Source organism: Enterococcus avium ATCC 14025, from assembly GCF_000406965.1.
Classification (GTDB): domain Bacteria; phylum Bacillota; class Bacilli; order Lactobacillales; family Enterococcaceae; genus Enterococcus_A; species Enterococcus_A avium.
In genome coordinates this window covers 859,091-881,074 of sequence record NZ_KE136357.1, presented here as the reverse complement: position 1 = coordinate 881,074, position 21,984 = coordinate 859,091, and the positions used below count along the sequence as shown (strand labels likewise).

19 protein-coding genes and 2 pseudogenes are annotated in these 21,984 nt (G+C 39.8%); 17 read left to right on the top strand and 4 right to left on the bottom strand.

All coding sequences use genetic code 11. From position 1 onward, the window contains the following. Positions 1 to 32: 32 nt before the first annotated feature. The 3 genes from OMU_RS04145 (at position 33) to lacG (ending at position 3,912) form a co-directional block, all read left to right on the top strand. Positions 33 to 1,427, top strand: coding sequence for an MFS transporter (locus OMU_RS04145; RefSeq protein ID WP_016178712.1), 1,395 nt, complete (start codon positions 33 to 35; stop codon positions 1,425 to 1,427). Positions 1,428 to 1,659: 232 nt separating this feature from the next. Continuing rightward, a complete protein-coding gene (locus tag OMU_RS04140) occupies positions 1,660 to 2,496 on the top strand; it encodes a PRD domain-containing protein (protein ID WP_034875795.1) in 837 nt (278 codons plus the stop codon). A 15-nt stretch (positions 2,497 to 2,511) separates the two neighbouring features. Further along, positions 2,512 to 3,912 carry a 6-phospho-beta-galactosidase gene (gene lacG, locus OMU_RS04135; protein ID WP_016178710.1) on the top strand — a complete coding sequence of 467 codons (1,401 nt, stop codon included), beginning with the start codon at positions 2,512 to 2,514 and terminating at the stop codon, positions 3,910 to 3,912. A 204-nt stretch (positions 3,913 to 4,116) separates the two neighbouring features. Here the strand turns inward: lacG and OMU_RS04130 are convergent, their stop codons facing one another. Further along, positions 4,117 to 5,358: an IS110 family RNA-guided transposase gene (locus tag OMU_RS04130; protein WP_016178709.1), complete on the bottom strand. Its 1,242-nt coding sequence runs from the start codon at positions 5,356 to 5,358 to the stop codon at positions 4,117 to 4,119. Positions 5,359 to 5,666: 308 nt separating this feature from the next. Between OMU_RS04130 and OMU_RS04125 the strand changes: the two genes are divergently transcribed. The 4 genes from OMU_RS04125 (at position 5,667) to OMU_RS04110 (ending at position 9,249) form a co-directional block, all read left to right on the top strand. Further along, the gene (locus OMU_RS04125) at positions 5,667 to 5,987 is read left to right on the top strand and encodes a PTS sugar transporter subunit IIA (protein ID WP_016178708.1); all 321 of its coding nucleotides are present in this window, start codon (positions 5,667 to 5,669) and stop codon (positions 5,985 to 5,987) included. A gap of 15 nt (positions 5,988 to 6,002) precedes the next feature. Then, entirely contained in the window at positions 6,003 to 7,685 is a 1,683-nt protein-coding gene (locus OMU_RS04120) for a PTS lactose transporter subunit IIBC (protein ID WP_016178707.1), read from the top strand. A gap of 504 nt (positions 7,686 to 8,189) precedes the next feature. Then, positions 8,190 to 8,432 (top strand): hypothetical protein, encoded by a 243-nt coding sequence (locus OMU_RS04115; RefSeq protein WP_016178706.1) that lies wholly within the window; start codon positions 8,190 to 8,192, stop codon positions 8,430 to 8,432. Positions 8,433 to 8,688: 256 nt separating this feature from the next. Then, the gene (locus OMU_RS04110) at positions 8,689 to 9,249 is read left to right on the top strand and encodes a hypothetical protein (RefSeq protein WP_016178705.1); all 561 of its coding nucleotides are present in this window, start codon (positions 8,689 to 8,691) and stop codon (positions 9,247 to 9,249) included. Positions 9,250 to 9,434: 185 nt separating this feature from the next. Here the strand turns inward: OMU_RS04110 and OMU_RS04105 are convergent, their stop codons facing one another. Continuing rightward, positions 9,435 to 9,809 (bottom strand): YxeA family protein, encoded by a 375-nt coding sequence (locus tag OMU_RS04105; RefSeq protein ID WP_016178704.1) that lies wholly within the window; start codon positions 9,807 to 9,809, stop codon positions 9,435 to 9,437. A gap of 293 nt (positions 9,810 to 10,102) precedes the next feature. Here OMU_RS04105 and OMU_RS23855 point away from each other — a divergent pair, with 293 nt between their 5' ends. The 9 genes and pseudogenes from OMU_RS23855 to OMU_RS04060 all read left to right on the top strand — a co-directional run bounded on the left by OMU_RS23855 (position 10,103) and on the right by OMU_RS04060 (position 18,715). Further along, positions 10,103 to 10,234, top strand: a complete 132-nt coding sequence (locus tag OMU_RS23855; RefSeq protein ID WP_256184931.1) for a hypothetical protein — start codon at positions 10,103 to 10,105, stop codon at positions 10,232 to 10,234. A gap of 204 nt (positions 10,235 to 10,438) precedes the next feature. Further along, complete coding sequence (locus OMU_RS04100; protein ID WP_016178703.1) at positions 10,439 to 11,485, top strand: zinc-binding dehydrogenase; 1,047 nt, start codon at positions 10,439 to 10,441, stop codon at positions 11,483 to 11,485. A gap of 268 nt (positions 11,486 to 11,753) precedes the next feature. Beyond that, positions 11,754 to 12,203, top strand: coding sequence for an Rpn family recombination-promoting nuclease/putative transposase (locus tag OMU_RS23665; protein WP_016178702.1), 450 nt, complete (start codon positions 11,754 to 11,756; stop codon positions 12,201 to 12,203). Next, the gene (locus OMU_RS23660) at positions 12,191 to 12,676 is read left to right on the top strand and encodes an RpnC/YadD family protein (RefSeq protein ID WP_227656388.1); all 486 of its coding nucleotides are present in this window, start codon (positions 12,191 to 12,193) and stop codon (positions 12,674 to 12,676) included. Before OMU_RS23665 ends, OMU_RS23660 begins: the two co-directional genes overlap by 13 nt. A gap of 303 nt (positions 12,677 to 12,979) precedes the next feature. Then, the gene (locus OMU_RS04085; protein ID WP_016178700.1) at positions 12,980 to 13,993 is read left to right on the top strand and encodes a serine hydrolase domain-containing protein; all 1,014 of its coding nucleotides are present in this window, start codon (positions 12,980 to 12,982) and stop codon (positions 13,991 to 13,993) included. A 147-nt stretch (positions 13,994 to 14,140) separates the two neighbouring features. Further along, positions 14,141 to 15,355 carry an MFS transporter gene (locus OMU_RS04080; RefSeq protein ID WP_016178699.1) on the top strand — a complete coding sequence of 405 codons (1,215 nt, stop codon included), beginning with the start codon at positions 14,141 to 14,143 and terminating at the stop codon, positions 15,353 to 15,355. Between the two features lie 351 nt (positions 15,356 to 15,706). Then, positions 15,707 to 16,997 (top strand): annotated as a pseudogene (locus OMU_RS04070) (MFS transporter). Between the two features lie 331 nt (positions 16,998 to 17,328). Then, on the top strand, positions 17,329 to 18,195 hold the full coding sequence (locus tag OMU_RS04065; RefSeq protein WP_016178696.1) for an aldo/keto reductase: 867 nt from the start codon (positions 17,329 to 17,331) through the stop codon (positions 18,193 to 18,195). Between the two features lie 34 nt (positions 18,196 to 18,229). Beyond that, entirely contained in the window at positions 18,230 to 18,715 is a 486-nt protein-coding gene (locus tag OMU_RS04060; protein WP_016178695.1) for a flavodoxin, read from the top strand. A gap of 213 nt (positions 18,716 to 18,928) precedes the next feature. On the opposite strand, the gene OMU_RS04055 is transcribed toward OMU_RS04060, so the two are convergent. Further along, entirely contained in the window at positions 18,929 to 19,798 is an 870-nt protein-coding gene (locus OMU_RS04055; RefSeq protein WP_034875987.1) for an aldo/keto reductase, read from the bottom strand. Positions 19,799 to 19,817: 19 nt separating this feature from the next. Continuing rightward, a pseudogene (locus OMU_RS04050) lies at positions 19,818 to 20,683 on the bottom strand (aldo/keto reductase). A gap of 108 nt (positions 20,684 to 20,791) precedes the next feature. On the opposite strand from OMU_RS04050, the gene OMU_RS04045 reads away from it, so the two are divergent. After that, positions 20,792 to 21,658: a LysR family transcriptional regulator gene (locus tag OMU_RS04045; protein ID WP_016178691.1), complete on the top strand. Its 867-nt coding sequence runs from the start codon at positions 20,792 to 20,794 to the stop codon at positions 21,656 to 21,658. Positions 21,659 to 21,984 lie beyond the last annotated feature (326 nt).

Sequence of the window (21,984 nt, the reverse complement as noted above, 5' to 3'; positions counted from 1 at the left end):
TGTCGTGTATTGTTAAACAAGGAGGAAAATTTGTGGAAAATAGTGAAGAAAGCCGTGTCACATTGGAAGTGAGTAAAGATAATCGGGTCACTCTTGTTGAGATGTTGGGGCATGCGACTGCTGGAATTGGATTGAACTTGATTTATGGATTTTGGGCAACTTATATGTTGGTCTTTTACACGGATGTTTTTGGCATAACGGCAGCAGCGGCTAGTATTATCATGGTGATTTCACGAATCTGGGACGGTATCAATGATCCGATGATGGGGGCAATCGCTGATCGAACAAGAACTCGCTGGGGACGCTATCGTTTCTACATCATCTTTATGCCAATTGTCGTGTTGATTGCGATGACTTTAAATTTTTCATCACCTGGGTTAGATGCGAAAATGAAGGTCATTTATGCAGGAGTTACGTATATTTTGATGAGCATGGCATTCACCAGCTGTGACGTTCCTTATTGGTCCTTGCCATCGGTAATGTCTCAGGCAGTCGACAAACGGACAGCTATTTTGAGTCTATCTCGCGGTATGGGCCAAGTGGCAGGACTGGTGATTGGGATCGTAGCTATTCCAATGGTTCAATTTTTTGGTCAAGGAGATATGCAAAAGGGCTATTTAATGACCGCTATTGTCGTTGGTGTGGTGGGTGGTTTATTAACAACCGCTGGTGGCCTGATGGTGAAGGAACATGTGGAACCGATTATAGAACCGAAAGCAGAAAAAATCGGCTTTGTTAAATCGTTGCGAGTAATCATTCAAAATAAACCGTTATTGCTCGTCTTGATTTCTTTATTAATCAGTTTTATGTCAAACCTGATTCGTCAAAGCCTATTGGTTTATTATGCACAATATAATATTGGAAATATTAATTTAGTTGCGGCTTTTAACACAATTACTGTTCCAGGAATGCTTTTAGGGATTGCCTTGACACCGATCATGAGTAAAAAAATCGGTCAGAAGAATTTTTATTATCTTGCGTCATTGGCAGGGGTCTTGGTGAATGGCGGATTATTCTTCATTAATCCAACGAGTAATTTGAATCTATTTATGTTTGTTTTCGCTTTGACCTCGCTACCGCAAGGAATCATTTTGATCATGACCTCATCAATGATTGCGAACACGATTGAGTATGCTGAATGGAGATTTGGTCAACGAAGTGAAGGACTGATTTCTTCAACACAGACCTTAACGTCGAAAATCGCGATTGCCTTAGGTGCGGGACTCTGCGGAGTAATTCTATCACTATCCCGTTATGTTCCTAACGCGATCCAAAGTGCCCAAACATTGTCAGTTCTCCATTTTTCGCTGACAATGTTACTGGCTATTATGATCGCTGTCGGAACGATTCCAATGTTTTTCTATGAACTGACTGAAGAGAAGCACGCTGCTATTATGAAGGAGCTGGAAGAACGGAAGAAGAATTGATATTCTATTGACGTTTTCAGTAGAGATTCTTCAGCGTACAAACGAATGAATAAAAAAAATCAAACATTTTTTTGTTTGAAAGTGTTTACAAATGGGTGGGAAGATGCTATTCTATTAGTGAAATATAGATATTAGTGGATTGTTACTATTTGATTAGGCAAAAACCGCAAGTAACTGATTGCTGAGCAGTCGGTTGTTTGCGGTTTTTTTTCATTGAAAGGGGTGAGAAATAGTGTACAGGGTAGTACAAGTGTTAAACAACAATATCGCCATTGTTAAGAAAAACAATGAGCAGGCAATAGCGATGGGAAAAGGACTTGTTTTTCAAAAGAAAAAGGGCGATCTGTTGTCAGAGGACACGATTCAAAATTTGTTTGTATTGAAAAGCGAGGAGTCAAAGCAAAATTTTTCTTTCCTATTAAAGGATGTGCCTCTGGATTTTATCACAACTGCTTATGAAGTAATTGAGAACGCTATCAAGAAGTATCAGTATTCGGTTCAAGAGTATATTTATGTCACTTTGACGGATCATATCTATTGGAATTATAAACGATTGGTAAAGGGCGAGTATCAAAATAGTCTGTTACCCGATATCAGCCGGCAATATCCGACAGAATATCAAATTGCAAAAGACGCGTTAGCAATTATCAAGGAGCGGTTAGATATTGCATTTCCAGAGGATGAGCTAAAAAACATTAGTATCCATTTCATCAATGCACAGGGAAAAACGCCGGAGCCGGTGACTTCTCCTCCAGATTTTTATGATGAGCAGAAGCGGGCATTGGAAGAAATTGAGGAGTATTTACGCAAAAAGAATATTGTTCGAACGGAAAAGACTCAAAATTTTTACGACCGCCTAATGATTCATCTGCGTTATATGCTGGAGCGGACAGAAGAAGCAGAGGTCGATGAATTTGCTGAAAAATTGGGAGCGGATTTAAAAAAGGATTATCCAGAAGCCTACAGTGTGGCAGAAGGAATGTATCAAATCTTAAACGAAACAAACGGCTTAAAGTTAAATGCCAGTGAACAGGTTTACTTTACGATTCATATTCAACGATTACTTTAGATGGAGGATAAGAGCATGAAAAAATTACCAGAACATTTTATTTTTGGCGGGGCAACCGCTGCGTATCAGTGTGAGGGAGCTACAAAAGAAGGCGGCAAGGGTGCTGTCGCGTGGGATGAATTCTTGGAAGAGCAAGGCCGCTTCAGTCCTGATCCTGCCAGTGATTTTTATCATCAATACCCAGTAGATATTGCTCTATGTGAAAAATTCGGTGTGAATGGATTGCGATTATCGATTGCGTGGAGCCGTATTTTTCCTGAAGGAGTGGGAGAGCCGAATCCAGAGGGAATTGCTTATTACCATGACATATTTAAACAATGCAAAGAGCACCATGTGATCCCGTTCGTAACCTTGCATCACTTTGACACACCGAAGGCCCTATTTGATCAAAACGATTTTCTGAATCGTGACAACATCGATGCGTTCGTGAAATACGCGCAATTCTGTTTTGAAGAATTTACCGAAGTCGAGTATTGGAGCACCTTCAATGAAATCTATCCAGTCGCGACGAATCAGTATTTATTGGGTGTTTTTCCGCCGGGGATTAAATTTGATTTTACCAAAATCATTATGTGCCTGCACAACATGATGGTGGCCCATGCGAGAACGGTCAATATTTTTAAAGAAAACGGCTATCCAGGTGAGATTGGTGTGGTTCATTCACTGGAGACGAAGTACCCAAATTCGGATTCCGAAGAGGACAAGCACGCCGCCTTTTTAGAAGATGCGTTATCGATTCGCTTTTTATTAGAAGCAACGTATCTTGGCCGCTATACAGATGAATTGTTAGCTGCTTTGGATGAGATTTGTGAAGCGCAGGGAGCAACGTATGAGTTCTTAGAAGAAGACTATCTGGAAATGGAAAAAGCTTCGCAGCGGAATGACTTTTTGGGCATCAATCATTATCACAGTCATTTCTGCAAGGCGTATCAAGGGCCGAATGAGATTTATCATAACGGTACTGGTGATAAGGGAACCTCCGTCTATCGTGTGAACGGGATCGCGGAACGTGTCTATCGCGAGGATATTCCCCGCACGGATTGGGATTGGCTGATCTATCCTCAGGGTCTGTATGATTTATTGCTGCGGATCAAGCAGGATTATCCGCATTATAAAAAAATCTATATTACGGAAAACGGCATGGGCTACAAGGATGATTTTGAAGACGGCCTCATCATGGATACGCCGCGAATCGATTATCTACGTCAATATTTAGGAGCATTGAGTGATGCGATTGAGGCTGGAGTAAATGTTGAGGGCTACTTTTTATGGTCCTTGATGGATATGTTCTCATGGACGAATGGTTATAACAAACGCTACGGATTATTCTATGTGGATTTTGACACGCAGGAGCGTTACCCGAAAGAATCAGCTTATTGGTATAAATTTGTTAGTGAAACGAAGACTATCATTTAGTTTTTTTGGTAGACATCCTGAACGATTTCTACCTAACCAGGCTAATGGAATGAGAAGGGATACATTGCTGTAGGAGGAAAAAGTTTGAAAATAAATCTATTTGAAGATACCTGAAGAACGGTACACTAAATAAGCCTACCGTTTTCAAAATTTTTGAAATGGAAGACAACGAGTCTATTTAGGAAGAATCAACGTAACTTTGGTTTAAGCACTATCTATAATGGTATATCCGCGTTTTCTTAAAAGGTCCAGAGCTTGGGATTGCGTCAGAACTTTCTCTTCTTTCGCAGGTTTTGGCTCCAGATATCCTTTAGCAGAATAGGGTTCCACCTTTGATAAGACATTCCAGATAGCGGTCAGGAGCATCTTACAAATAGCAATGATAGCTTTCTTGTGTCCACGATTCGCTTTGATTCTACGATAGCGATTTTTAAATTCTGGATGTTCTTTGGATCTGAGAAGAGCATTGGCAATCTGTACAAGTAGCGGTTTCAACGACTGCCCTGCACGAGAGATACGTGTTGATTTTGTTCGTCGGGCACTGCGATCGTTTCTTGGACAGCATCCAGCCCAAGAAATAAAGTGTTTCGAAGTTGGAAACACGGACATATCCGGTCCTATTTCTGAAAGAATCGCAATCGCTGTTATTGGCTGAGTGTCTAAGCCCGGTATGGTACGAAGTAGTTCCAAAACAGGGGAGAAGGGTTCTGCAAGAGCTTGAATCTCTAGATTGATCTCTTCTCGATGCTTCTCAATCTCGTTAATATGGTTGAGGCATTGGCGAAGCTTAATCGCTTGAGGTACAGAAATCGCCCCCTCAACTGCCGCTTGGATTTCTTCAACGGGAGTTTTACAACGGGCATGGATAAATGGTCGAACATCAAATGATTCACCGGGATGTTCTAACAAGTATTGGATGATAGAAGTGGATGATTTTCCGAACACATCACTAAAAACATCATCTAGTTTCAGATTAGAAACGGTTAAGCAGTTTAAAGCACGATTCTTTTCACTTGTTTTCATGTTGGTCAGTTTCGTCCGATAACGCATTAGATCACGAAGCTGGCGGATTTCAAGACCAGGAATAAAACTGGGTTTGATCATGTCGCACATAAAGAGATCACAAATCCATTTTGCATCTTTGCGATCTGTTTTATTTCCTTTCTGGGGTTTGGTGTACTTCGGATGAGCCAGTGTGACAAAACAAGTTTTTTCAAGAATATTAAAAACAGGGATCCAAAATTTACCGGAAGATTCCAAACACACATCCTTACAGTTGTATTTAGCAAGCCATTCAGCTAATTCATTGAGACCTTTTGTAAAGGAAGAGAAGCGAGCTTGCTTATACACTGTACGACCATTCGCATCTGTGATTCCGATACACGCATAGATCCACGTTTTGTGGACATCCAAGCCACAACAATTTTTACGAAAGATTTTGAACATAGCAACCTCCTGTAAAAAAATAGTACAGGTTTGGTAGGGACTGGTCATCCGGCGAAATCGAGTCAACTTCGGAAGAGATAAGTTTACGGGCTACGGGTTTGCGCCATTCATTGATGCCTTAACGGATGACCGACACCATATAATTATGCGGGGTTGCCGCTATACAGCCCCGCCACTCACCTCCTCGGGTTCTGTAGTGTACCAGGGACCTGCAAGGAAAGGGTAACACGGAATAAAAAAAGAAAGAAGGCGCTCTAAGGTTTTCATCACCTCATTGGTGCCTTTCGTAGGAAGGCGGATTTATAATTATGAATAAAGAAGAATTACAAATGCTGGGTTTTGAGATCGTTGCCTATTCTGGCGATGCTAGAAGCACATTGATGACACTATTGAGCGAGGTTCGCCAGGGAAATTTCGAACACGTGGAAGAAGCTTTGAAGGATGCGGATGAAAATCTAAAGCTGGCCCATAATTCACAAACGAAAATCCTTGCAGATGAGGCGGCGGGCAGCAATTTGGATATTGGTTTTATTTTTATCCATGGGCAGGATCACTTGATGACCACCTTATTGTTACGAGATTTGGTACAGGATTTTATTGAGCTGTATAAAGATAAATTTCAAGGGTAAAGGAGAGTAACGGCTATGAATGCAATTATCAAGCAAATTGAAAAGGGAAAACCCTTCTTCGAAAAAATATCGAGAAATATCTATTTAGGGGCGATACGTGATGGCTTCCTAACTGCGATGCCAGCTATTTTGTTTTCTAGTATTTTTATTATGATCGCGGCGATTCCAGAAGTTTTTGGTATCACTTTGCCTGAAGCTGTGTCTACTTGGCTGTGGAAGGTCTATGGGTATTCGATGGGGATTGTTGGTTTGCTAGTAGCGGCAACTACTGCACGATGTCTGGCAGGTTCGATGAATCGTAGACTCGAAAACGGCAAATCAATCAATGAAGTGTCGGTCATGTTGGCATCAATCGCTGGCTTTATGATGCTAAGCGTAGAACAGATTGATGGCGGGTTCGCTAGTGATTTCATGGGAACAAAAGGCTTATTGGCTTCGTTTGTCGCCGCATTTTTAACTGTCAATGTCTATAAATTCTGTGTGCAGCGCGATATTACGATCCGGATGCCAAAGGAAGTTCCCGGAACGATCTCCCAAATGTTTCGTGATGTGATCCCTTTTTCCTTTGCTGTGTTTGGGGCTGTCTTGATTGATTTGTTGTTTAGAAATGTTTTTCATGGTTCCTTTGCTCATACTGCGATTAGTGCCCTGCAACCACTGTTCACCGCCGCGGATGGCTATTTAGGAATTGCAATCATTTGGGGTGCGATGGCTTTGTTCTGGTTTGTTGGGGTGCATGGACCATCGATTGTAGAGCCGGCAATCGCCGCAATTATTTATGCGAATGTCGAGACTAATCTAATGCTTTTCCAAAATGGCGAACAGGCTTCGAAAGTGTTGACTGTCGGTATGGGAAACTTTGTCGGAACAATGGGGGGAACTGGAGCAACCCTAGTGGTGCCATTTTTATTCATGCTGTTTGCTCGTTCTAAGCAATTAAAGGCAGTCGGTAAAGCGTCCTTTGTTCCTGTTATTTTCGCAGTAAATGAACCGTTATTGTTCGCGGCACCAATGATTCTGAATCCCTATTTCTTTATTCCATTTTTAGTCGCGCCAATCGTCAATGTCTGGATATTCAAATTTTTTGTGGATGTTCTTAGTATGAACAGCTTCATGTATGTCTTGCCTTGGGCAACGCCGGCGCCGATCGGATTAGTTTTGGGAACTGGTGTCAGTGTACTAGCGATTATTCTTGCGTTGATCCTAATTGCTGTTGACTCAGCTATCTACCTGCCATTTATCAAAGCTTATGATGCGGTATTGCTAGAGGAAGAAAGTAAAAATGCGCAGTTAGAAGAAGTAAAAGCAGAGGTAGTAGAGGCAGGAAATGCATCTGGAGCAGTTGCCGTCGAAGCACTGTCGGAGGATGTGTTAGAAAAGCTAAGTGATGGAAAACGGGTCTTAGTTCTATGTGCTGGGGCTGGTACGAGTGCGATGTTAGCAAATGCGCTTGAAGAAGGGGCAAAAGAGACAGGCGCCAACATTCAAGCACAGGCCGGCGCTTATGGCTCTCATTACGATATTATGAAAAACTTTGATCTGATTGTTTTGGCTCCTCAAGTAAACTCCTATTTGGCGGATATTCAAAAGGACGCCGAAAAGCTTGGCGTGAAGGTAGTAGCCACAAAAGGTGCGGAGTATATCAAATTAACCCGCGATCCAAAAGGTGCAGTAGATTTTGTTTTAGCAGAAATTTAATTAAGACCAAAAGAAGTTCGAGTGATTTTCGAGCTTCTTTTTTCTCGATGTTTCAGAAGATCGGGACAAAATACAGGATCTATCGTCAGCATCCTTTCATTGAGCATTTCAAACAGTGTTTCATCATCAACTCAAATTCACGATTTTGTTTCTCAATCTCGATAAGCCAAGCAGAGGGGACTCAGGCAGTGTTTCGTTCTTTTTAGGATTTGAAGAATATGCTTAATATAACAGCGCATATTCGTTTAAATTATAAACTATAAGTTCTTTTTGATAATTTAAAAAAACGATAGTTATAAAAATTATTATTGGGAATTTTGATAAATATATTCTATGAAAGCTGTTTCTATGGTTTTTATCAGAAAAAACTATCTTTATTTAATTAAAATAAATGATTTAGCATAACTATAAAATTAAAATATGGTTAAAAATAAAATAATTGTGAAAAAACATTCAAATAATTTGTTTATAATATTAATATAGGTTTAAGAGGGGAAGAGTACGATGAGAATAAATGAACTAGAGTATGATATTTTAAACGAAATTGCTAAAAAGAATTTCAACAATTTAACACATCAATTTTTTAAAGCATCTAAAGCAGAGTTTGAAGAAAGTATCGAAATCTTGAAGGAAAGCGGATTTATCCAAGGCAGTATTTTCGAAGGTAACGGCTCACTAAGAAATCCGTTTAGATTCTTTTTCTTGTCTGATGCAGGAGAAGCAGTATTGAACAGATGTGTATCATAAAAAGGGCAGATCACTCATTTTCGAGTGATCTTTTTGTTTAGACAGACTGTTTATAGAGAGTTGGGAATGGAGACTTAGCCAAAGAAAGCTAAACAATGTTGTTCTATTTAGTTATAGATTGAAGAAAGCCTCACAATCCAATGGTGTTTCATCACGCTTGATTATCCCATAAACAAGTTAAAATTATTTTTTTATTCTCACTGTGTGTTTAATTTGTTATTATAATAGAAACCATTCAAATTGTTGAGGTATAGGTATGAGCAATATTCGCATTTTCCTTATCGTCATTTGTGTTATTATTATAATTCTTTTTATCATAAAAGGCTTGAAAATAAAAAGGGAAAACAAACAGTTTAAAATTGACAAAAAGCAGCTTGTGAAAGAGAAATATCCAGATTTATCAGAGGCGGATTTGAAATATCGTCAATCCAGTTTAGAGGCTTATCAGCGTATCCATATGCATAATCCTAAAAAGGGTGTAATCCTGCTTGCTATTTTGGGATTCATCATTGGTATCATTGGGGCAGTCACGGGGGCAATCTATGCATTGATAACGTCTGGCTCTTTGTTTATTCCTATTCTACTGTTAGCAGTCAGTTATTATTCTCTTTCGTTAGTAGTTATTTGCAGCCCAACCATCGATCAGCAATTTGATTTTTGGTATCATTATTTGGAGGAAAATCCTGATAATCAGCTGCAGGTCGTACTAACTCCGCGAGAGATGGCTGAAAAAATTGTGGAAAATCAAAAGAAAATCGGTCTATATTGCAGTGTGATCGGGGTCATGTTCACTCTTATTTCTATTTTGTCGTACTAATATCGTAAAATTACCATAACTTTAAAATCGAAGAAGAGCTTGAAAACCTTCATTTAACAGCTAAGTTTGTACTTTTCTTCAATAAAAAAGAACCCAATACTCGAAATTGTCTGTGCAATTTCAACGTATTGGGTTCTTTTTCATGTAATACGAAGCAATGTCAAGTTTTCTAAAAAGACAGAGAATCATTGCTGCGAAGCTTCATGATTTAAGGTATTTATGATAATAGAAGGGACCTTACTAGCTTTTACTTCTTCCCATCCGATAACGCCTTTTTTTTTGTTTATATGAAGAACAAGATACGCATTTTTTTTTAATGGTACGCTATCCACTGAATTAAACTCAACTTCTTTCTTCTCGTTCTTTTGGTTATAGGCATTTAAGTGATAGCGATAATGAGGATAAGTCTCTTTGCCATTCTTAATAGCTACGTTAATTCTTTCGCCATTTGTTGTAATTTTTGTGTAATACTCTTGCGTTGAATAGTTTTGGTGATACCAAAGATAATAACCACCCAGCAACAATGCTATTATAAATAAAAAACCACTTAGTCGTTTCAAACGAATCCGCCCTTTCTACAAAAGAGTACAAAAAAGATGACAATAAAGAACCAGACTAAGGTCTGATCCTAAACGAACAATTTTGTAAGGTAGGTTTATTACCAAAGGATTTAAGGAAATAAAAGACCCATTCTTTTTAATTAGTTGCATGATCCAAAAAAATGATTTTTCAAAGAGCTTTTCTATTTTACTAGGTGAGGTCATTGAACAGAAAGTTTAAAAATTTTTCTGCTTTTCTCTTGCTCCTAAAGTTGACTTTAGGTTTATTATGATTTCAGGGCCTTCGTAATGGAATGTCCGCAACTGTTTTCATGAATAATAAAGAGATCAAAAATGAAGGGAAAAATCAGATGAAGAATCCATTTATTGTTTGCCACATGATGACTTCCATTGACGGTAGAATTGATGGCAAGATGACAGGATAATTGAAAGGGGTAGAGGAAAGACGCCTTGGAAGCTTTAAAAACACCTCCAACTTTGAGCGGCAGACAACAGCTGAACTAGATAATCGCTCTTCCAGTTTTGTAAGTCGCTAAAGGTAAGTCAATGAATAAAATTGAAATCAAAAAAAGACTATTAGGAAAGGAAAGAACGCCGAAAAGTTTTTCGGTCGTTCCTGGTATTTATTTATGAAATCTGCAATTTTTGAAAAAGCGGGATTAGTAACAGTAGAGGAAGTGGCTAAACCAAGTCTGCAAGCCGATGACGATGTAATCATCAAAGTTGTTCGAGCTTGTGTCTGTGGTTCTGATCTTTGGTCTTATGCTCATGGGGATAATAAAGAAGCCCATTCTGTTAATGATGGGCACGAAGCTCTAGGGATCGTCGAAGAAATCGGTTCTGCGATCACAACGGTTAAGCCGGGGGATTTTGTGATCGTGCCGTTTACACACGGCTGTGGTGAATGTGATGCTTGTCGTGCGGGCTTTGACGGGACTTGTGATCGTCATCAAGGTGCCACCAATTGGTCTAATGGCTTCCAGTCAGAATATATTCGCTTCCATTACGGCAATTGGGCATTGGTAAAGATTCCAGGACAACCATCAGATTATACAGAAGGCATGATTAAGTCGCTTTTGACTCTAGCAGACGTGATGCCAACAGGCTACCATGCGGCACGCTGCGCCCATGTCGAAAAAGGTGATAAAGTGGTGGTAATCGGTGATGGCGCTGTCGGTCAGTGTGCGGTCATCGCCGCTAAAATGCGCGGGGCTTCTCAAATCGTGCTTATGAGCCGACACGAAGATCGTCAGAAGATGGCGCTTCAGTCAGGCGCAACTGCTGTAGTAGCTGAGCGTGGAGAAGAAGGGATTGCCAAAGTTCGCGAGCTTCTAGGCGGTGGCGCAGATGCTGCCCTTGAGTGTGTAGGAACAGAAGCCGCGATTGAACAAGCTCTAGGTGTTCTGCATAATGGTGGTCGCATTGGCTATGTTGGTGTTCCTCATTATAATAATCGGCCATTAGGTTCAACCTTCGCTCAAAATATTTCTGTTGCCGGCGGCTCTGCCTCGGTCACAACCTATGACAAACAATTTCTTCTTAAGGCAGTTCTAGACGGTGACATTAATCCGGGTCGTGTCTTTACTGAAACCTATAATCTAGATGATATTAACCAAGCCTATCAAGATATGCAGGAGCGTAAAACAATTAAATCAATGGTGGTTGTGTCTGAGTAATATTTGATAGCTTGCCATGGAAACACTTTCGAATCTTTGGGAGTGTTTCTTTTTTTGCATTTTGAAATATTTAGAAGTGTCAAATTGCGATTTGAAATCGTTTTCTGTTGGGCTTATAAAGAAGAGTTTTGCTGAAAAGGCGATCATTAATCGATCCAAATACTTTTCATTTTTCTGCGTATTTTAGAGTAAAGGACTTTGATAGCGGTTGTTTTGCCATGTTATAATGTAGGCGAGAAAACCTGCTGTCTGAAAGGCAGGAAAAGAGATGCAAGTGTATTTACCAACCAACGATCTATTATTCAAAAAATTACTAACTTCGGAGGATTCCCAGCATATTCTAAAAGCGTTCGTCAAAGATTTATTAGGCTTAGAATTCGAGAGACTGATGCCAAAGCAGAACTATCACATTTACAGCTACAAGAAATCCTATGAGGAACGGGAAAAGATGGAGGTAAAGCTTACCGAAGTTGATATTCTGGCAATCGCTGAAGATGGGAGCTATACCACGATTGAGTGTCAAGTTCAGGCGCAAAAATATTTTCGCGAAAGAAGCCTCTTTTATCTCGGGGAAGCTTACCGCTCGCCTTTTGGCAACCTCGCTAAAAATGAGGTGAAGAAAAGCAATTTTTCGAGTCTGCGCCCAGCGTATGGTATCAATATTGTAGACTTTCATTTGTTTGATGACACAGAAAGTGCCTGCAATTGTTCCGTTTAATGAATCCCGAAACCAATCGCCTTTTTCTAAATAAAGAGGGAAAAGAGCTGTTGGTACTTGGTTTTCTTAGTTTGAAGAACGACGTACTTAATACGCAACATGCAGCGTATCACTGGCATTACTATTTCAAGACAGGAGAAGTGAAGACTGACGCCCCTGACTATATCAAAGAAGCGAAAAAGAAGACAGACTTCTTAACATTGGAAGAGGAGGAAAAGGAAATGATCATGAAAATCGATAAAGCCCGAGCAATAGCAGAGGCAGAGTTGGAGTACGCTCGAGATGAAGGCATGGCAAAAGGTCTGAAGATAGGCATGGAAAATGGGAGACAAGAAGAACAAAAAAGAAATCTGGAAGAAAAACGAGTGCTGCTTCTAAACTTAATGCAAACCTCTCTCTCATTGAAGGAAATCTCAGAGATAAGCGGCATAGATATTGAGACACTGAAAAAGTGGAAGGCAGAATCGGAGTAGCTGCGGGAAGATTTCAAAATGAGTGATACTACGATTAATATTTTTGAGCTCAATCATCAAAAGTGATGGCTGAGCTTTTTATATAGAAAGAATAATAGAATTCCGATGTTTTTCAGCAAAAGCTAAGGGAAGATTTTTACAAGTGATTACGAAGAATGAGTTGGATACGGTATACTAAAGTTGAAAGCGAATACAATTATTTGCGGAAGTTACTCAGATTTTTCTTTAATTATTTTGAAAAATCTCGATCGTTACTTCTTAGAATTTTAAACTATATTAGAGTAGAAAGAAGATTGATTCGTCATGGAAAACTATTATTCATCAGAAACCCGACAGTTATTACAGGAACTCACGAATAAACATAAAGGAATCAACATCACTGTTGGCATGCTAAAACAAGGTGAGGCGGTTTTTGATGCTTGGAATGCTGAAAATGAGTCTATTCCGCATAATTTGTCCTATGATATTGGCTCAATTACTAAGCTTTTCACGACTTCTTTACTAGCTAAGTATGTTTTTGGAAATAAAATTGTTTTGGATGCGCCGTTGAATCATTATATTTTAGGATTGCCAGAGCGTTTTTATCCTACAATCCAGCAATTGGCAACACATTCTTCGGGCTATCCAACAGAGATTCCCTATACGAAGTTCCAAACGGTGAAAATGATGCTGACGATGAATCAGCAGGATGTTTTTTTGCATACAAATCCTTATCACGGAACTTTGGATAGTACAAAAATGTTTGAGGTGCTGCGGACAACACCGATAGAACCAAAAACGTATAAGTTTGCTTATAATAATTTTGCATTTGGTGTTCTTGGATATATTCTTGGGCAGCAAACGCAAAAAACAGCGTATGAAGCGATGGATGACTTTATTAAAAAGGATCTTGGTTTGAAGGAAACAAATTCAAGTAGTTCTGCTGAAATGTTTGGACATGACCGTAAGCAGCAAAAGACAAAAAGCTGGGAATGGGATAAAACGGATATCGTCTCATCGGCAGGATCATTAGTCTCAACGGCAAGCGATCTTTTAAAATTTAGTCAGGCCCATTTAATGAATACACCAAGCTATCTAGACCTGTGCCACAATAAATACACGAATGGGAATAAGCAATGGGATATGGGGCTGGGCTGGAGAATTGATAAGGACAGTCAGAATATTCACTGGCATGATGGAAACGCAGGAGGTTTCAGCTGTATTTTGATACTTGATCGGAAAAATACATTAGCCGTCACCATCATGACGAACTATGGATTAGTTGATTTAAAGAAAATCGGCATGGCTCTGCTGAATGATTGCAAAAAAATGAACTAAAGACTTAAGCACTTCACACGATCTGACTTAAAGAAAACGGCTGCTTCTAAAGCAATATTTAATAAAAGAAAAATTAACCCTCCACTAAGTCACCACTTGCTTTTTTCTTAGTAAACTTTTCTGGTGACAAGAAAGTGAGGGGATAATATGGAAACAAACAATGCACAGGAGCAACCACAAACTTGGCGTCGAAAAACGATATTATTTATTATCAGCCAAGCCATCACGCTGTTTGGCTCATCCATCGTTCAGATGGCGATTATCTGGCAGGTGGCATTGGAGACCTCATCTGGCTTATGGGTGACGTTACTGACCTTGAGCTCGACGATTCCGCAAACAATCATTTCCTTTTTTGGCGGGGTGTGGGCGGATCGTTATCCGAGAAAACGACTAATTATACTTGCGGATCTAGGCATTGCCTTAGTGACCTTGCTATTAGCTGTTATTCTGATTGTTGGCAAAATAGCAAATATCCTGTCGTTGCTGCTGATAATATCCGCTCTGAGATCATTTGGCTCTGGCATTCAGTCGCCAGCCGTGAGTGCAGTCATTCCGCAAATTGTACCAGAAGAGCAGTTGCTACGCTATAACGGTATCAACGGAAGTATGATGGCTATCGTCCAATTTGCTTCTCCAGCGGTAGCAGGAGCAATTCTAGCGATTGGGTCCTTTCATTGGATTCTTTTGCTGGATGTAGCAACAGCAATTATTGGCATTACCATTCTTTGCTTTATCACCATCGCGAATCAAAAACGTGAGACACGGATGCACGCTACTTCTTTTCTTGTCGATATGAAAGCAGGTATTTCCTACGCTGTGAAAGAACAAAAGGTAAAACGGCTGCTGCTGACCTATGGCGCATTTATCTTTTTGAGTGTACCATCTAGTTTTTTAACGGTACTGATGATCGAGCGAACCTTTGGGGATAGCTATGTATATCTGACAGTCAATGAGATGGCCGGTTTTGCAGGAATGGTATTGGGAGGTATTTTGCTTGGGACTTGGGGCGGTTTTAAGGATAGGATGCGGACGTTTATCTATGGGCTACTCGGCTTTGGCCTGCTCTCATTAATACTTGGATTTACCTATCAATTTTGGCTCTTTGCCGCTTGTATGTTTTTCATGAGTTTTTTTATTCCAGTCGTTCAATCTTCAACCACGACTATGCTTCAAGAGCATGTGCCTGAAGATAAGCAGGGACGAATTTTTGGGCTTTTAGGTGCCATGTATAGTGGTTTTATGCCGCTTGGCACCGCAATCTTTGGTCCGCTTGCGGATGCTGTAAAAATTCAGTGGCTGGTGATCATTTGCGGTGTGTTCATCGTAAGCTTAGGTCTGCTGCAGTTAGTGAGAAAAGATTAGCTAATAGTTAGTGATGCTAAAAAACACCTAGTTTGTCTTTAGTGACAGACTAGGTGTTTTTATGATAATGGTTGAGAAAAATCGGCTTCTCATTGATGGCAAGAGAAGTTTTGACTCAACGTGATTTACTAACGGTAGACAATTGAATAAACACATTCGTTTAATCAGTCACAAAAAGAGCAGTCTCGCTACTTGTGCCGCCTACTATATTAAGCTATCATCAAGGATAATCCATAAGATAGAGCTGTTTTGGCATTCTTCAATAGAACAGCGATATTCCATTACTTTGATTTTAGAAGTAGAGAATTGTTGATTGTTTCCTTGTTTTTATCTAATAGGAGTGTTTGATAGATGAATAAAAAAATAGATTCATCACTGCCGGATAAGTGGCGGAGGAACTTGTATTTTTTTCTAGCTGGTCAGTTTTTGTCGGGAATAACCAGTATGATTGTTCAGTATTCCATCATTTGGTATTTGACTAAGATAACGGGTTCTGCAACGGTTTTAAGCTTTGCTACATTGTTAGGGATGATACCAATGGTTGTGTTGAGTCCGTTTGTAGGCTGTGGATCGACGCAATAAAAAATTTCTATTAATTATTACTGATATTGTTGTCGCGCTCTTTGCACTGATTCTTTCGATTACGGGGACGATTTCACCTGAGTTTCCATTATGGCTGGTTTTTGCATCGTTATTTGTTCGGGCTGTCGCTCAAACGTTTCAAATGCCGATCATTCAATCGATACTGCCTACGATGGTACCAGAAGAGGAATTGACTAAAGTCAACGGGCAGCTTGGAATGGTCCAATCGGCGAACTATATTATTGCCCCAGCATTGGGTGCTTTCCTTTTCTCGATTATCCCGATGAATTGGCTGATTCTGTTTGACGTACTTGGTGCTATTCTCGGCGTTGGGCTACTGCTTTTTGTAACGATTCCTCATGTTGTGTCCGAAGGGGAAAGCATTCATATTTTAGCTGATTCAAAGTTTGGGTTGAAGAAGCTGCTTGAAAATAAGGGCCTTTGGTATATTACGCTTATCGGCTCGGTGTTCATGCTGATCTTTATGCCTGCAGCTAGTTTATATCCTTTAATGACGATGGAATATTTTAAGGGAACGGTGGGGCAAGCAGGATTGATTGAAGTGATTTACGCGACTGGGATGTTGGCTGGCGGCGCAGTGATTGGCCTGTTTGGTAAATGGAAAAATCGTATGCGGCCGATTCTTTTTTCTTATTTGGTTATTGGGGTAACCATCGGTTTAAGTGGATTATTGCCAGGGACACAAAAAGGATTTATGGTGTTTGTGGTTCTAAATGCTATTGCAGGCTTTGCGACACCTTATTTTAATACCTTATTGATGGCAATGATTCAACAAAGCTACGAACCTAAATATTTAGGCAGAGTGTTGGGAGTAATTAACTCGTTGATGAGTATCACAGGTCCTGTGGGATTGATTTTCGCCGGACCTATCGCAGATAATATCGGAGTTGAAAAAATGTTTATGATTGCTGGGATTGGCACCTTGGTTTGCGGCTTGATAAATATTTTGATTCCTCAGGCACGGAATTATGATGCAGAGCTGCAGAAAAAAATAGTAAAACGAAAAGGACAAGAAAATTTTTCTGAGGAGTCTTTTTAGTAGGGGATTTCAATAAGGGTTTTATGAATAGAAGAAAACAAAGGGAGCTTTCTTAAGTGATAGCTCCCTTTGTTGTATAGTTTTTTTAAAGTCTGATCTAATGTAGAATAGAATGCTTTTTTGAAGGTGCTAATAAAAAACTTTTAAAAGTTATAAGCGCGTCTAGTTAAGCTTTTGAAGGAGTATGAGGCAGCTTTATCTTGCGACTTATGGAATTTTTCTATTGTCTTCGAAACATTTTTTTCTCCTTAGGGCTTGAACCTAAAGTTGGCTTTAGGGTTATGATGAGATTGAACAAAGAAAATGACAATCAATTTTGGAGGGATTTTAGATGACTTACACAAATAATTTTGAACTAAACAACGGGGTAAAAATCCCAGCTTTGGGTTTGGGAACATGGTTACTGAATGATGAGCAGACAGAGCAAGCAGTGATTGATGCAATTTCATTAGGTTATCGCCACATAGATACTGCGCAAGCCTATGGGAATGAAAAGGGAGTTGGTGAAGGGGTTAGAAAAAGTGGAGTCGACCGTCAGGAGCTTTTTATTACAACCAAGGTTGCGGCTGAGGAAAAGACTTACGAAGGTGCAGCTGCCTCCATTGATGAATCTCTTCGTAAAACCGGTTTGGATTATTTCGATCTAATGATTATTCACAGCCCGCAACCATGGAAGGAAGTGAATCAGTTAGATGATCGCTACTTTGAAGGAAATATCCAAGCATGGAAAGCGTTGGAAGCTGCTTATAAAGCGGGAAAAGTAAGAGCAATTGGTGTTTCTAACTTTTTAAGAGAAGATTTAGAGAACCTATTGGAAAATACAGAGATCAAGCCAATGGTAAATCAAGTGTTGTGTCATATTGGAAATACACCGCTAGAACTGATCGAGTTTTGTCAGTCGAAGGAAATTAAAGTTGAAGCCTATTCGCCAATCGGTCATGGGGCGATTTTAAACCGAAAGGACGTGAAAGCTATTGCGACGAAGTACGATGTCAGCGTGGCACAGCTTAGCCTGAAATACGCTTTGCAACTAGGAATTGTCGTGATTCCGAAAACAAGCAATCCGGATCATATGAAAAACAATGCAGAGTTGGATTTTGAAATCAGCGATGCAGACATGGAAACGCTGAAGGCCATTGAAAAAATTGATGATTACGGAGAACATAGCTTTTTCCCAGTATTTGGCGGTAAATTGTAATTGGAATAAAAACTTAACTAAAGGAGCGAAAAAAATGACACAAAAACAGTTAGTTGCCTTCTTTTCGGCAAGTGGAACAACGCGACGGACAGCCACTCAGCTGGCTGGAATTCTTGGTGCGGATATCCTTGAGATTGAACCGAAGCAACAGTACACTAGTGCTGATCTAGATTGGAACAACCCCAATAGTCGCAGCAGTCTGGAGATGACGGGTTCCTCGAATAAGCTAGAACTTGCTGAAAATGCACTTGATCTAGCCAATTATGAAGTGATCTTTGTTGGTTATCCAATCTGGTGGGGTAAGGCTCCTAAAATCGTAGAAGCTTTTTTCCGGCAGTATGATTGGAAGGGGAAAACAATCATTCCCTTTTGTACGTCAGGCGGCAGCGGATTTGGATCTAGTGATCAAGCTCTGAAAGAAGCTACCAATGAACAGGCAAACTGGGTTCAAGGAAGAGAACTAACAAATTCTAATCCAAAGGCAATCGAGCACTGGGTGTCACAAATGATTAAAAGTTAAAAATTATTGCAGTGTCTTTGGTGACACTAATATAATTGTTAGAGCTATCAGCGATAAGCAAGTAGTACTAAACAAAAGGACTGAAATCCACGTAGTTATGCTGAAAAACTACGGAATCTCAGTCCTTTTATTAAAATATGAATTTTGAGGAAGCATCAGTCAGTCGCTGTGTAGTGGACTACCTAGTCTCAGCCTTCTATCTCATAGTGACAATTAGTTGCGCAACTTTTTTAGACTTGCTCCAAAAATCTGTTCAATCGTGTCTGGATCGTGATGGTCAAAAAATTGGCTGGCATTCTTGTCCAAAGAACCGATTAGCTCCATATCCGCGGCAGTTAATTCAAAATCGAATATCGCCAGGTTTTCTTTTTGACGCTCAGAATGCACTGATTTTGGAATGACGATAATGCCTCGTTGGATCAGCCACCGCAGAACAATCTGGCCTACAGATTTATGATGCTTTTGTCCGATCTCGGCAATTAAGGGATTGCTGAAGATTTCACCTTTTCCCTCTGCGAAGGGCGCCCAGGCTTCGAGTAAAATATCGTTTCGCTGGTACCATTTAACTTCTGAATCTCGTTGGTACCAAGGATTGATTTCAATCTGGTTAATTGCTGGTTTAACATTGCTCATTAATTCAAGATTTTTAAGTTGATCTGGCCAAAAGTTGGATACGCCTAAGGATTTAATTTTTCCTTCTTTTTGCGCTTCTTCCATAGCTCGCCAGGCACCAGCAATATCGCCATAGGCTTGATGCAAAAGAAATAAATCAATATAATCGGTTCCTATTTCTTTTAAATCATGATCAATCGCTTTTTTTGCTTCCTCGTACCTGTAGTTAGAAACCCAAAGCTTTGTGGTGAGAAAGACGTCATCCCGTGGAATTTTACTATTTTTAAGGGCTTCACCCACGGCTTTTTGATTATTATAAGCCTCGGCAGTGTCAATTAATCGATAACCATTAAACAGAGCACTTTCGATAGCTGTGACTGCTTCTGCATGATCAGTTATTTGAAAAACACCAAAGCCTAATTGAGGAATTGTATGTCCATCGTTCATTTTTAGCATAGGAATGGTTGTCATAATCAGTTCAGCTTCTTTCTTATTTATCGTCTGCATGAACATCAAAAGCATTCAGCAACATTTCTTTCGTACCAGATGCATCTGGATCGTGCATGCCTTTGTTCTTATCTAGCAGGCGAATACTATCCATTTCATCACTCGTAAGTGCAAAGTCGAAAATGTTTAAGTTAGAAATCATCCGTTCGGAGTGGACTGTTTTTGGAAAAACAATGATTCCTTCCTGATATTCAAAGCGCAGAATGATTTGACCAACATTTTTAGCGTATTTCTTTGCTAGATTTTTCAAAATCGGTTCATTCAGCAGTTCCTGATTTCCTTGTCCTAGTGGTGCCCAAGCTTCAAGCGTCACGTTGTTTTCAGCCATTATTTTTCGCAGTTCCTTTTGCTGGAAATAGGGGTTGAACTCTACTTGATTGACAGCAGGCATAGTTGTGAAGCTATTTTCCCATTTTCGCCAAATTTTTGGCGTCATATTGGAAACGCCGATCGAACGTATTTTTCCTACTGATTTTGCTTCTTCCATTGCTTTCCAGGCTTCATCGACTTTTCCATAGGGTTGATGGATCAGATAGAGATCAATATAGCCTGTTTGTAGTTTTTTAGCGAAAGATCAATGGCCTTTTTTGCATCTTCGTAAGCATAATCTTGCAGCCACATTTTTGAAGTGATCCAAATGTCATCACGAGAGATGCCGCTGTCTTGAATGGCCTTGCCGACTTCTGTTTCATTAAAGTAGGCGACTGCGGTATCAATGTGGCGGTAGCCAATTTCCAAGGCCTTCAAAACGGCCGCATAGGTTGACCCATCGTTTGGAATTTGAAACACACCAAATCCGATGGCTGGAATTGAGTTATTGTCGTTTAGTTTAAATGAAGGATTATTCATTGTAGATACACTCCTTTGTCTTAATTAACTAAAGTTTAGTAGATAAAGTGAGCGTTGGAAATTCATAATTAATTATGCTAGTATACGGTAAACGTATGGAGGGGAATCATGATTGATAATTATTTGCTGGAGGAGCTTGTGGCATTTAAAAAATACGGAACACTCGCGGCGGCCGCTGATCAACTGGGACTTTCTCAACCAGCCCTGACTCGAGGGATGAAGAAATTGGAGACTGAGCTAGAGGTTCAGCTTTTTAATCGTGGAGCTAATCGGATTACGTTGACCAAAGCTGGGATATTCGCTGCAGAAAGAGCGGAGGATGTTCTTTCAGTAAATAGAAGCTACGTATCCGATATCCAGCGTTTCGACAAAAGTCAAAGAGAGCTCACGATTTGTTCCGCTGCTCCGGGACCATTAATCGTTTTGGATTCATTAAAGCTTCCCAAAATAAGTGTGGAAGAAAAGCTGGCTGAACGACCGAACTGGATTGAGCTGTTGCTAAAGGAACAGTATAGTTGTGTCGTGACCAATTATCCGCTTAAGGATAAGAGAATTGACTCTGTGTATTTAGGAAAAGAAAGATTAACGGTAAACTTAAGCGGATTTACTGATCTAGCTAGTCAAGGAAGTGTTACCTTTGAGCAGCTGAGTGATTTGACTTTTTTAGTATTAAGGGACATCGGTATTTGGACTGATGTTATTCAAGGAAAAATTCCCAATGCTAAATTTCTTTACCAGGACAATCACGAGAATTTTGAGGAGATAAAGAATTATTCGGTTTTTCCGTTTTTTACAACGAATGTTTCCAAACTCGATCCCTGCCTGCATAAGGAGCTAGTCAATGATCGCGTGCCAATTAAAATCGAGGATGATATTGCCGAAATGACATTTTACGCAAGCTTTTTAAAAAGCAACAGATCGCGTCTTGAACCTGTGATTGAAGCTTGGCAAGATGGGTGGATAAGGATTGATTAGGTTTTACCGTAAAGGCAAGTTGTTATTTAATAGAAATTAAGAATGTTCAAGTAAAATCAAGCTTAATCATCTTTTGTGATGGTTAAGCTTTTTTGAATTGAGAAAAATTAGCAAGGCAGATCGTCAGGGGTGATTTTTGTGCTTAAGTCTGACAGAAATCCCATTATAGGTAAGGATATAGATACTATTTGTTACGATATTTTTAGAAGCAGATACAATCTTTATTACTGCACATCTATGTAATGCTATAGAAACCATCCTTCATAAACGATAGAATAAGACATGAAAAGGGGTTTTAGTAGGTACAAAAATAAAGAAGGAGCTTA